The following is a 12168-nucleotide window of genomic DNA, read 5'->3' on the forward strand; positions in this document are numbered from 1 at the left end:
CCTGGCCGCGGCTTCCTCCCCTGGAGGCTTTCGAACGCCGCCCCTCAGCCCGGCCCGACCCCGCTCGCACGGGCCGGCATCCGAAACCCTTCACAATAGCGGACTTTGGAGCATTTCCCGGAACCGGGCATTCACACCCGATGCGTCGCAGCTGCTGACATCCCCCTCCAGATACCCTTTGCTCGGAGGATGGTTGACACGCTAGTGGGAGAGCCATGGGCATCGCTATCGTAACAGGGGCTGCCGGCCTGGTGGGCGCGCATTCCGTCGAGCAATTTCATGCTCTGGGGCTGGATATCTTCGGCCTTGACAACGACATGCGCCGGTTCTTCTTTCCCGGCATCACCTCCTCCGACGGCACGCGCGCGCGGTTGGAATCCTTGGCGCGCTATCGCCATTTCGATCACGACATCCGAGACGAAGCCGCCCTAAACGCCCTGTTCGAAGTGTACGGGCAAGACATTGCAGTCGTCGTTCATGCGGCAGCACAGCCATCTCACGACTGGGCGGCAGAGCAGCCGCTGACCGACTTCTCGGTCAACGCCATGGGTACATTGCTGCTGCTAGAGGCCACCCGCCGGCATTGCCCCGAGGCAGCCTTCATCTTCTGCAGCACGAATAAGGTCTATGGCAGCCGGCCCAACGAACTTCCCCTGATCGGGCTGGAGCGTCGCTGGGACCTCAACGAAAGCCACCCCTATTTTCCGCACGGCATTCCCGAACAGATGAGCATCGACGGCACCAAGCACAGCCTGTTTGGCGTCTCGAAGGCGGCGGCCGATCTCATGGTGCAGGAATACGGCCTGTACTTCGGAATGAGGACGGGGGTTTTCCGGGCTGGATGCATCACCGGCGCCAGCCATCGCGGCGCCGTCCAGCACGGCTTTCTCGCCTATCTCGCCTCCTGCGTAGCAACCGGCCGCCGCTACGAGGTCATCGGGCACGACGGCAAGCAGGTTCGCGACAACATCCACGCCGCTGATGTCGCGCGCGCATTCGTCGCGTTCTTCCAGAGCCCGCGGTCGGGAGAGGTCTACAATATCGGCGGCGGGCGCCCACGCAGCTGCTCCGTCATCGAGGCGATCGATCTATTCGAGGAGGCGTTCGGGAAAAAGCTGGACAGGGAATATGTTCCACAGTCCCGTCCGGGCGATCATATCTGGTGGATCTCGGACATGGGTCGCTTCCAGAAGCACTATCCCAGCTGGACGCCGCGTTTCTCGCTTAAAAGCATTGTGGACGAATTCGCCGAGGAGTTGCGAGGATGACGCCTCGGCCGATGCCGACCGCCATCATCCTGCTCCCTCGTCTCCAGCGGAACAGAGGCGCGCGGTGATCGTCGTTTTGACCACGCCCGCCATGGGGCATGTCAAACCCATGATGCCGCTTCTGGCCGGGCTGGTCGGCAAGGGGCAGAAGGTCGCCTGCTTCGGACACGGGGCCTTCGAAGGGACGATCCGGGCGACCGGCGCGGAATTCCTGCCCTACCCCGAGGTCGCTTATGATATCGACGCCCCGGATTTCAATCTCGTCCAGATGGGCGCCGATCTCATCCGCACGTCGCAGACGATCTACCCTGCCATCCTGCCGCGAGTGGCCGCGCTGTCGCCGCGCCTCATCCTGCAGGATTTCATGGCGTTGTGGGGCAGCCGCATCGGCACGACGCTCGGCACGCCGCGTGTTCATACGATACCAACGATCGTCTTCAACCGGGAGGCCGAGCGGCGCATGCGCCGGGAGGATGGCATCGTCAAGCTTGCCGGAGATGTGCTTCGCGGCCTGCCGGCGCTGGCGAGTGCGATGATCCAGAGCAAATTTGCCATCTCGGTGCGCGAGGCCTATGGGCTGGAAGCATCCTGGAGGAACCTGTCGCCCCCAGCGCGCGAGCTTGTCTTCTTCCTCCGGGAGCTTCAGGTCGGAAACCCGGACGGCGACGTGCCGCGCTTCTATATCGGGCCGACCGTCAACGCCGAGCGCCGGTTTCAACCCCCGCCATTCGCACCGGGTTATGCGCTTGTCACCTTCGGCACGCTTTCCAACAACCAGACAGAGCGCTTCGAGGCGGCGATCAGGGGAGCCTTCCAGGCCGGGATGCCGGTGGTCGCCCAGTGCGGCAGGAAAGTCGACCTGGCACATCTGCGTGCGTTGGCGCGGGATCTGACCCAATCGCACCCCGGCCGGGTCGTGGAGATCGTTGAAAGCGTTCCGGACATGGAAGCGCTCATCATGGGGGCGAAGATCGTCATCCACCATGCCGGCATGGCGACGACATGGGAGACGGCACGCTTTCGCAAGCCCGCCCTATTCATTCCCACAATCGCCGATCAGAAAGTCCTGGCGAGCCAGCTCGACTCCTTGGGCATCGGCCGGCGTCTTACGGCCGGCCGAGAATGCGACGCAGACGCCATCGCCGGGGCGCTCGGTCCAGTCCGGGCCCTGTCCCCGGACTGGGACGAGGTCGCGTGCATGCTGGCACGGGCCGGAGGTGCTGATAGAGGCGTTGAGCTCATTCTGGAGCTTCTGGAGGAGCATGGGTGACGGCGTTTCTCGGCTTCTCCTGCTCACAGCACGACCCGGCGATCGCGGTCGTCGACGATGACGGGGCGCTGCTGTTCGCGGAGGCCAATGAGCGCGCGCTCAAGAACAAGCGCGGCTGGCATGCGCCCCCTGACGCTCTCGGGCTAATCGAGCCGATCCTCGATCGCTATGCCCGCGATGCGCCAGTCGATGCGAACATCACCTGGTCCCGGACGGCACTCGCTTCCGCACCCTTACTCGCGCGCTTCAGCCGTTGGGCGATATCCGGCCTCGAAGCCATGCGCCCGCGCGAGCAAGAGGCGGAGCTATGGCGCGCCTGGATGCTCCGCCATGCACTCTATCGGGCTCCGTCATCGGTTGCCGATCTCCTGCTCAATCTCGAATTGCGCCTGCGCGAGCAGCGCGGCTTCCGCAGCCGCGTCCGGAAACGGGCCTGGAATCACCATCTGTGCCACGCGATGACCGCCTGCTTCTCGAGCCCTTTCGATGAAGCGCTCTGCGTCGTCATGGACGGGATGGGGGAAGGGTCGAGCACGGCCGTCTACAGCTTCCGCGCGGGAAAGCTCGCGCGCCTCGACCGCCCGTCGATGGCCAACCTCGCCAGCCTTGGTCATTTCTATAGCCAGCTCTGTTTTGCCGCAGGCTTCGACCCGGCGGCCGGTGAAGAATGGAAGATGATGGGGCTAGCGGCCTATGGCACACTCGACGCGGGACTCTATCGCATCCTGCGGCCGGCGCTGATGGTCAGCGAGGGCCGCCTGTCATTCTCGCGCGGCTATACGGCTGCAATAGAGCAGGTGCAGCAGCTGCGCAGGCGCCCCGCTATGGCCAATGCCGACATGGCCTTCACGGCACAGAGGGTGTTCGAGGAGGTGCTGTTCGAATTCCTCATCGGCGCTCACCGTAAATGGGGCGGCGAGAACCTGATCTTCACCGGCGGATGCGCGCTCAACTCCAGCGCCAACGGCAAGATCCTGTCCTCGACGCCGTTTCGGGTACTGCATGTGCCGATGGCCCCCGGCGATGACGGCAATGCGATCGGCGCCGCATTGCTGGGCTGGCAGGCCGCTCATCCCGGGCGCGTGCCCCCCCGGTTTTCGACGCCTTATCTCGGATCGGAGCTTGCCGGCGGGACGCTCGACAGGCTCCGCCGGTTTGGCCTCGAACCCTGCTTTTCGGCGGAAACCGACGGGCAGCTCGCGGATTTCGTGGCGGACGCCCTGGCGGGCGGCGCCATCGTCGGCCTTGCCCGGGGGCGGGCCGAGTTCGGACACCGGGCGCTCGGCACCCGCTCGATACTGGCCGATCCGCGTTCCCCCGGCATTCGCGACCGGATCAACGCTTCCGTCAAGTTCCGCGAGGAGTTCCGTCCTTTCGCGCCGAGCATCCTGCACGAATGCGGACCAGGCTATTTCCAAGACTATGCCGCGTCGCCCTATATGGAGCGAACGCTAACATGGCGGCCCGGCTGCGCGCCGCCCGGCGTCTGCCATGTCGACGGCACCGGGCGGCTGCAAAGCGTGACGGAGTCAGCCAACCCGTTTCTTTACCAGCTGATTTCCGCCTTTCGCCACCGGACCGGCATGCCCATCCTACTCAACACCAGCTTCAATGTGATGGGCCGGCCGATGGTTCACGACGTCGAGGATGCCGTTGGCGTTTTCCTGACCTCGGATATCGATCTCCTGGTCCTGGACGACCGCGCCTTCCGGAAACCGCCGCGCCTTGCCGGCTGATCCTGACGAAAGCGGCAGCCAGCGCCGCACGCCGCAGGCGAGCGCGAAACCGCTCGCGACATCGAGCAGATGGTGCTGATGCACGAGCACGGTCGCAGCCGCGATCATCCCGAGCCAGACCCAAAGCGCGAACCGGCCCACCGGAGACACGATCGCTTCGGCGAAGGCCACGATGCAGAGGGTTGAGAGTGCGACGTGAAGCGACGGCACCAAGTTGTTGGGCCGGTCCATCGCGAAGAGCCATGTGAATATCTGGCGGTAAGGCGCCTCATCCGGCAGGCTGCGCGTGAAGCCCAACTCGGCCGGAAACAGAACGAAGCAGGCCGAGGCGACGATCAGCACGGCCATGGATTGCTGCCCCAGGCGCTTCAGCCGGATTTCGCCCAGGAAGAGCGCCGGCACCACAATGACCAGGAGCAGCGAGGCGTAAGGCCAGATCCAAACGGGCGAGAAAGCGATCCCCAGCTCCGGGGGCAGATAAAGGCTGACCTTGCTGCGGCGCAGCGCCGCGATCCAGCTTGTGAGGTTGAACACGACGACATAGGTCAGCAGATAGACGCTGCCGAGGCGGCAATAACATCGCCAGGCCCGTCTGCTGCGCGGCCCGGCTTCATCCTCATCGGCCGCCTGATCGTCGTGACACACGCTTCGCCTTCGGCCGTTCGTGCATGGGAAGGTCCGCAAAAGAACCTTCCCGATTTGTCACGGCTGCGTCACAAATGCAAAAGGGCCCCGGTCGGACGAGCCGAATAGGGTAGCGGGGAGTCGGAAGGTGCGTCGCCTATGTATTCGAGGAACCGGCCGCGCCTTTCCCCAGCGGGCGGTAACGGCGGACGATCTCGATCGAATGCTCGGGCTCGCTCCAGGCAAGGCCCTGTCGGTCAACGGAGTGCGCAGGCGCGGCTTCGTCGCGGATGGAGAGACCGTGAGCTCGCTCGCCGCGCAGGCGATGGAACAGGCTCTCGTAACCGCCGGCCTTTCCGTTGGCGCACTCGATGCCCTGATCTATGCCAGCGTGATGCCGGAGCAGCCGATGCCGGCAACAGCTCTGACGGTACTCCGCCGGCTCCATGACGGATCGCCAGTGACGACCGCCTGCTTCGACATCAATGCCTCCTGCCTTGGCTTCATCCGGGCCCTCGAGACGGCAGCCGACGGGATCGCCGCCGGGCGCTGGCGCCATGTCGGCATCGCCGCCGCCGATATCGCGTCGCTCGGGCTCGATCGGAAGGACCTGCAGACGGCGACGCTGTTCGGAGACGGTGCCGGCGCTGCGGTCGTGACGGCCGCGGAGGCCCATGAGTCCTCCAGCCTGCTCGGGTCACGCTCGACGACATTCGTGGACGGTTATGAATTCTGCCAGATTCCGGCAGGTGGCTCGCGCTTCAATCTCAACCGTCCGCCGCCGGCGGCCGAGGATCGGTTCTTCCAGATGAACGGGGCCGCGCTGATCCGGCATACCCTGCCGCGTTTCCCGGCTTTCCTGGAGAGCTGCATCGAGATGGCGGGCGGCTCGGTCGATGTCGTGGTGCCGCATCAGGCGAGTACGCCGGCGATGCGGCTCCTCCACCGCCTCGTATCGGACCGCCCCGGCACGACCGTCATCGATATCCTGAGCGAACATGGCAATCAGGTATCTGCCTCCATTCCAACCGCTCTGGACGTCGGGGTCCGGTCGGGCCGTATCCGGCGCGGCGACACGATCCTGCTGATCGGGACAGCCGCCGGCGTCACGATGGGCGCCATGGCTTTGCGTTATTGATGGCTCCAGGGGTCCGGATTGCGACATTCGCCGTGGGATCGACGCGGCATTTCGGCTCGCTCGTGGGTCTGCCGGTTTGGGGGCGGGTGAGCTTCCCCGCCCTCGTCGCGCTGATCCAACATCCAAAAGCCGGGCCGATCCTTTTCGATACCGGCTATGGTTCCGTGATGACGTTGGGTGGCGGGCCGGCTATGCGCCTCTACAGGGCGATGCTGCCGCTCAATCTGCCGCCGTCGGAGCGTCTGGACCGCCAACTCGCGGCGCGTGGTTTCACGTCGCAAGATCTTGCCTTCATCTTCCTGAGCCATGCCCATCCCGATCATGTCGGCGGGCTCTGCGATCTCTCTCCGCGCCCGCTCCTGTGGTCTCGGGCCGCGGCCGGAGCCTTCGAGAGGAGCACGCCTCTATCGCGCTTTCGGGAAGCGACGCTCGATGCCTTGCGACCACCTGCGGCTTGGGTCAATCAAAGCTTCATCGAGGATCGCAGGCGGATTGATCTCTCATCCACCCTGCCTGGGTTCGAGGCAGGCTTCGATCTGCTGAATGATGGCAGCCTCTTGGCCATAGCGCTCCCCGGCCATGCACGGGGCCAGCATGGCCTGCTCTGTCGGCTCGCATCCGGTCGGCAAGCTTTTCTCGTCGCCGATGCCGCCTGGCATATTGCGGCTATCACGCACGCTGTCGATCCGAAGCCGATCCTCGATCATATCGCAGAGGATCCGAAAGCCTACTGGCAGACGCTGAAAGCCTTGCGCCGGCTCCACGCGGCGCGGCCTGATATCGCTTTTCTCCCCTCGCATTGCACCCGGGCGATCAATGCCGAATTTGCCTAGCCTGCTTGGGATCGCACAAGCCTACATCCTGACACGGCAACGGCAGCGATTGACCGGCGGGGCGATCGAGGCTCTGCAGCGGCGCGGCCTGCTCGCACATCCGAGGCTCGCCCGGCAGGTCGCGGCGGCCGTGGCAAGAAATGAGCCGTTGCAGGCGCTGCTCGATGGATTGCCGCAATCCGACCCCGCCACGCTCCGGCGCGACTTTCAATCCTTGAATCGCCTTGGCCTGTCCCTACCGGAAGCGCGCGCCCGTGCCCTGGCCGAGAAGGAGGGCAGATCGACCGGAGAGCACGGGTACAGCTTAGGGCTCTCCACCGGCTCTGAGGGGGAACCTGGTGTCTTCATCACTTCACCGGCGGAACGGGCGCGCTATGTCGGGACGCTGCTCGCCAAGCTGCTGGCACCGGGCGAGATGCTCGGGCGGCGGATCGCCCTGCTCCTCAAGCACGACAACCGGCTTTATCGTGATGCCAGTCGGTCCAGAGCCCTCGCTCTATCCTATTACGACATCTCCGCTCCGCTAGATTCGTGGGTAGCCCGGCTGGTCGGTGAGCGCCCGGACATCGTCATTGGACCACCTAGCATACTTCTCGCCGTGGCCGGCAGCCCGGCCTTCGCCTCGCAGCCGCTTCGCCCCCGCCTTCTCATCACCGGTGCAGAGCCGACCTTCCCCGCCGATGCCCGCCGGCTCGAAGCGGCCTATGGAATCGGTCCGCGCCCGATCTACCAGGCCTGCGAGGGTTTCATCGCGCTGGCCTGTCCATTCGGCACACTGCACGTCAACGACGACAATCTGATCGTCGAATGGCGGCACTTCCGTTGCGACGACGCCTACGCGGCGCCTGTCATCACCGATTTCTCGCGCCTCACCCAGGATGTCCGGCGCGTCCTGCTGCCGGATGTCGTGCGGCTGAGGCGATCCGCCTGCCCTTGCGGATCGGTATTTCAGACAATGGAGGCCGTTGAAGGCCGCTTCTCCGACGTGCTCTACGCGCCATCCCAAACCGGATCCGAGCGGCGGTTCGTCTTTCCCTTCACCCTCGATGCCCAGATACAGGAGGCCATGCCCGAAAGCGGCGAATGGCAGATCGAACAGGATGGAGCGGACAGCCTCGCTATCCTGACCACACAGGCGTTGACGGTGCCGCAGCGGAGGGATTTGGCCGACCGCCTGTTTGCAGCCGGCGGCTGGACACGATTGCGATGGGAGCGGTTTCCAACCCGACCGGCGGAAGTCAAGCGACGGCGCTTCATCCGCAGGATCGACCCGGAATCGCAGGAGATCCACGGTGCCCTCGGTCCGCCCTGCTTGACTTGCCGCTAGGGCCGCCCCCGGCATCCCTTGGCAGCCGGTGTCATCGACGCGCCTTTTGCCAGGCGACGAAGCGGGCGAGTGCTTCACCGGTCGGAATCACCGGCGCGCCCAATCCCGCCTTGGCCTTTGCAATATCAAAGGTCTTCGACTGGGACAGCACGCTGACGCCGAACCGCGTGAGCGGCGGCTCACGCCAACCGAACAGACGCGCGGACAGGAATTCGAGTGATCCTGCAACCCGCATCACCAGCGGGGCCGGCAGGGACAGTTTCGGCGCAGGCAGGTCGAAATCCGCGAGCACCGCTTCAAGCAGTTCGTAGATGTCGACGGGGGCATCGTCGGTCAGGTTGAAATCGCCTTCGGCTCCTCGTTCCAGTGCGGCCTGAACGAAGTGCACGAGATTGTCGATCGATACGAGATCACCGATGACGCGCGCGCCATCTGGCCGGGAAAAGCGCGGCAGCAGGCCGAGCCGCGCCGCCCGCAGTATCCGCGGGAACAGCACGGTATCGCCCTCACCGAACACCGCGCGTGGCCGCAGGATGGTCGTCTTTAAGCCGCTGGTCGCGACGAGCTCCTCGGCCCGGCGCTTTGTCGCCGCATAGGCATTGATCGGAATGTCCGGAAAGGGCGTCGCCTCGGAGATGCCGAACTGGTCTCCCTCCCGGTAAAAAACGCTGCTCGACGAGATATAGATGAACTGCTCGGCGCCCGAACGCTTCGCGAACGCGAGCAAGTTCGCGGTAGCCCGGACGTTATGGCGCTCATAGGCTTCGGGATGGGCCCACGGCGTGACCAATCCAGCGGCGTGGACCACGGCGTCGAAGCGACCGAGATCGAAGGGTACCGAAAGCGAGAGGTCGGCAGAGCGGAACGAGCCGCAGGAGCCAGGCCGGCCCTCGCTGCGGCTCAGTCCATAGACCTCGAAACCGCAGGCCTCCTGCAGATACCGACCGAGAGCGCCTCCTACGAAGCCGCTGACACCGGTGATGAGAATACGCATGCGTGATCTCCAATCACGAGAGTCATACCTGCCCTGATCTCCATCTCCGATAAGCCCGGCTTCCGAAACGAATGCAGCTCCGACGCCAGCTTGACTTGACGCCACCGGGCGCGAACGGTTTGCTCGGGCGAGCCGGCTCGCTGGCTATGCCGGACCTGTCGGTGGTTCGCATACGTGGAGGGCGCTATCAGCCGCATCTTGATCACAGGCGGTGCCGGCTTCGTCGGGACCCATCTCTGCAGACGCCTTGCCGCAGCCGGCCATGACATCGTCATCCTCGATGACCTCTCAAGCGGCCGCTTGTCGAACATTGCCGATCTGCTGGCCGGGCCCCGCGTCACGCTTCATCGAAGCGACATCACCGAGCTGCCGGATATCCAGGCCGATCAAATCTATCATCTCGCATGCCCTGCCTCGCCGGTGTTCTATATATGCGCGATCCGATCGCGACCTGGCGCACGATCACGATGGGAACGGCCGCCGTTCTCGATGCCGCGAGGCGATGGCGCGCACGTGTTCTGTTGGCCTCGACGTCGGAAATCTACGGCGAACCCGAAATCCACCCTCAGCACGAGAGGTATTTCGGCAATGTCGATGCGACGAGCCCACGCTCCTGCTATGCCGAGGGCAAACGCGCAGCGGAGACGCTCGCTTCCGCCCATGCCCATCAAGGTCTCGACGTCCGGATCACGCGGCTTTTCAACGTCTACGGGCCGGGCATGCGGCACGACGACGGGCGCGTCGTCGCCAGCTTCATCCAGGCGGCGCTGCTCGGCGAGGACCTCGTCATTCAAGGCGACGGGCGGCAGACGCGCTCGTTTTGCTATGTCGACGATCTCGTGGACGGGTTGGTACGCCTGATGGAGCAGGCCGCGCCTGCGACTGGGCCTGTCAATCTGGGCAATCCGCAAGAGGTGACGATCGAGGAGCTGGCCCTGTTGATCCGGGATCTCACAGGATCCCCCTCCAGCCTCCGCTTCGAGGAAGCTCGGGAAAGCGACCCAAGCCGCCGTCGCCCCGATATCGCAAAAGCCTCCGCACTGCTTGGCTGGACCCCGGTCGTTCCGCTTCGCAAAGGGCTTGCAAACACCGTCGCCTTCTTCGAAGCGGAATTACGACGGTTGCAGCACCATGGGTTTCATGCACCAGTTTCGGCATTACCCCAGTCATTCAGCTAAACTACCCGGAAGCGGATACCCCAGGGGTCGCAATGGGCCAAAATCGCTGGCCGGTGCCCGGGCCGGATGCGCCACTGGACTAAGCCGCTCTCGCGGCAGGGTGCTGCGGCGCGGGGTCGCTGAGATTTCGCCTGTGAGGCGCTGCATCCGAGGATTTGGGGGTCGTTTCCCCTGATCCTTGGAGGTTTCCATGATCGACGCCGTCACCGTCAGCCCGCTGCGCCAGCGGATGATCGAGGACATGACCATCCGCCGGTTCGGCGAGCATACGCAGCGTGACTATGTGCGGCAGGTGCGTGAGTTCACGGCCTTCCTTGGGTTGCCGCCGGACCGGGCCGAGCCGGAGGATCTGCGGCGCTATCAGCTTCACCTGGCCTCGCTCGGTGCCAGCTACGCCCGGATGAACCTGGCCTGCACGGCGCTGCGCTTCTTCTTCCACGTCACGTTGGGCCGGACCGGTTTTGGTGACCGCATGGCGCGGATCCCGACGCCCGATCGCCTGCCGGTGGTGCTGGACACGCAGGAGGTGGCGCTGCTGCTGGCGCATGCGCGGAGCCTGAAGGACCGGGCGGCGCTCAGCATTGCCTATGGCTGCGGCCTGCGCGTCTCGGAGATCGCCAACCTCAAGGTCGCCGACATCGACAGCGCCCGCATGCTGATCCGGGTCGAGCAGGGCAAGGGCCGCAAGGACCGCTACGTCATGCTCGCGCCCGACCTCCTCGATCTCCTGCGGCAATGGTGGCGGGTGAAGCGCCCCCGCGGCTGGCTCTTTCCCGGCCAGCAGCCGGGCCAGCCGATCACGACGCGCCAGCTCAACCGGGCCTGCCATGCCGCGGCCGAGGCGGCGAAGCTCGACAAGCGGGTGTCGATGCACACGCTCAGGCACAGCTTCGCCACCCATCTGCTGGAGCGGAAGACCGATATCCGCGTCATCCAGGTCCTGCTCGGCCACAGGAAGCTCGACACCACCGCCGTCTACACCCGCGTCGCGCTGAAGACGCTGCGCGAGGTGACGAGCCCGCTCGCGCTGCTGGCGCCGCCGCCACCGCCGTAACGCTCCGCGTCGATCATGGCGCGGCCTCCGCTGGAGGTCGCGGATATCCTGAACCGGCATGGCGAGGCTTATCTCGCGTGCCATCGGCTCAGCCGCGGCCAGCTCAAGGTGATGGGTGCGATCCGGGCCTGCCGGACGGCGGCGCTCGGCGGCCATGTCATGCGCTGTGGCGACTGCGATCACCCGACCATCGCCTACAACTCCTGCCGCAACCGGCACTGCCCGCGTTGCCAGGGCGCAGCGGCGAAGGACTGGCTCGCCGACCGGCAGGCCGATCTCCTGCCCGTGGCCTACTACCATCTCGTCTTCACTCTGCCGGCACCGATCGCGGCGATCGCCTACCCGAACAAGGCCGAGGTCTATGGGCTGTTGTTCAAGGCCGCGGCCGAGACGCTCGCCACCATCGCGAGCGATCCCCGGCATCTCGGCGCCCGCATCGGCTTCACCAGCGTCCTGCACACATGGGGGTCGGCGATGACCCATCATCCCCATCTCCACATCATCGCGCCCGGAGGTGGATTGTCTCCAGATGGCGCTCGCTGGATCTCATGCCGGCCCGGCTTCTTCCTGCCCGTGCGCGTGCTCTCGCGGCTGTTCCGCAGGCTCTTCCTCGAAGGGCTCGCCACCCTGCACGCGGCCGGGCGGCTTATCTTCCATGGCGATCTCGCTGCGCTCGCCGAAGCTGATGCCTTCGCCGCCCTGCTGGCACCGCTGCGGCGCGCCGACTGGGTCGTCTATGCCAAGCG

At 65.3% G+C, this 12168-nt stretch carries 10 protein-coding genes and 1 pseudogene; 10 read left to right on the forward strand and 1 reads right to left on the reverse strand.

All coding sequences use genetic code 11. From position 1 onward, the window contains the following. Window positions 1–215: 215 nt before the first annotated feature. The 6 genes from BW981_RS21885 (at window position 216) to BW981_RS23210 (ending at window position 8196) form a co-directional block, all read left to right on the forward strand. Window positions 216–1268, forward strand: a complete 1053-nt coding sequence (locus BW981_RS21885; RefSeq protein WP_076443090.1) for an NAD-dependent epimerase/dehydratase family protein — start codon at window positions 216–218, stop codon at window positions 1266–1268. Between the two features lie 64 nt (window positions 1269–1332). Next, window positions 1333–2538 carry a glycosyltransferase gene (locus BW981_RS21890; RefSeq protein ID WP_076443092.1) on the forward strand — a complete coding sequence of 402 codons (1206 nt, stop codon included), beginning with the start codon at window positions 1333–1335 and terminating at the stop codon, window positions 2536–2538. 278 nt (window positions 2539–2816) lie between these two features. Next, window positions 2817–4274, forward strand: a complete 1458-nt coding sequence (locus BW981_RS21895) for a carbamoyltransferase family protein (RefSeq protein ID WP_244560419.1) — start codon at window positions 2817–2819, stop codon at window positions 4272–4274. Window positions 4275–5199: 925 nt separating this feature from the next. After that, on the forward strand, window positions 5200–6036 hold the full coding sequence (locus BW981_RS21900; protein ID WP_175624193.1) for a 3-oxoacyl-ACP synthase III family protein: 837 nt from the start codon (window positions 5200–5202) through the stop codon (window positions 6034–6036). Window positions 6037–6068: 32 nt separating this feature from the next. Then, window positions 6069–6869: an MBL fold metallo-hydrolase gene (locus BW981_RS21905; RefSeq protein WP_175624194.1), complete on the forward strand. Its 801-nt coding sequence runs from the start codon at window positions 6069–6071 to the stop codon at window positions 6867–6869. Further along, window positions 6853–8196, forward strand: coding sequence for a hypothetical protein (locus tag BW981_RS23210; protein WP_175624195.1), 1344 nt, complete (start codon window positions 6853–6855; stop codon window positions 8194–8196). Before BW981_RS21905 ends, BW981_RS23210 begins: the two co-directional genes overlap by 17 nt. A 31-nt stretch (window positions 8197–8227) precedes the next feature. Here the strand turns inward: BW981_RS23210 and BW981_RS21915 are convergent, their stop codons facing one another. Further along, window positions 8228–9190, reverse strand: a complete 963-nt coding sequence (locus BW981_RS21915) for an NAD-dependent epimerase/dehydratase family protein (protein ID WP_076443102.1) — start codon at window positions 9188–9190, stop codon at window positions 8228–8230. A 174-nt stretch (window positions 9191–9364) separates the two neighbouring features. On the opposite strand from BW981_RS21915, the pseudogene BW981_RS23685 reads away from it, so the two are divergent. From BW981_RS23685 to BW981_RS21930, 4 genes and pseudogenes are all read left to right on the forward strand, one after another. Then, window positions 9365–9541, forward strand: a pseudogene (locus tag BW981_RS23685) (NAD-dependent epimerase/dehydratase family protein); the annotation flags it as partial. Between the two features lie 80 nt (window positions 9542–9621). After that, window positions 9622–10368, forward strand: coding sequence for an NAD-dependent epimerase/dehydratase family protein (locus BW981_RS21920; protein WP_348521423.1), 747 nt, complete (start codon window positions 9622–9624; stop codon window positions 10366–10368). A gap of 190 nt (window positions 10369–10558) precedes the next feature. Next, window positions 10559–11422 (forward strand): tyrosine-type recombinase/integrase, encoded by an 864-nt coding sequence (locus BW981_RS21925; protein WP_076443104.1) that lies wholly within the window; start codon window positions 10559–10561, stop codon window positions 11420–11422. 15 nt (window positions 11423–11437) lie between these two features. Continuing rightward, window positions 11438–12168, forward strand: a 731-nt coding sequence (locus BW981_RS21930) for an IS91 family transposase (RefSeq protein WP_139333904.1), incomplete at its 3' end; no start/stop codon positions are given.

Source organism: Allobosea sp. TND4EK4 (assembly GCF_900156025.1).
Taxonomy (GTDB): Bacteria; Pseudomonadota; Alphaproteobacteria; order Rhizobiales; family Beijerinckiaceae; genus Allobosea.

What these genes read in the sequence shown, in the direction of transcription:
- BW981_RS21885 (WP_076443090.1), top strand. Translation starts at nt 216, where the DNA reads ATGGGCATCGCTATCGTAACAGGGGCTGCCGGCCTGGTGGGCGCGCAT.
- BW981_RS21895 (WP_244560419.1), top strand. Translation starts at nt 2,817, where the DNA reads ATGCGCCCGCGCGAGCAAGAGGCGGAGCTATGGCGCGCCTGGATGCTC.
- BW981_RS23210 (WP_175624195.1), top strand. Translation starts at nt 6,853, where the DNA reads ATGCCGAATTTGCCTAGCCTGCTTGGGATCGCACAAGCCTACATCCTG.
- BW981_RS21915 (WP_076443102.1), bottom strand. Translation starts at nt 9,190, where the DNA reads ATGCGTATTCTCATCACCGGTGTCAGCGGCTTCGTAGGAGGCGCTCTC.
- BW981_RS21920 (WP_348521423.1), top strand. Translation starts at nt 9,622, where the DNA reads ATGCGCGATCCGATCGCGACCTGGCGCACGATCACGATGGGAACGGCC.
- BW981_RS21925 (WP_076443104.1), top strand. Translation starts at nt 10,559, where the DNA reads ATGATCGACGCCGTCACCGTCAGCCCGCTGCGCCAGCGGATGATCGAG.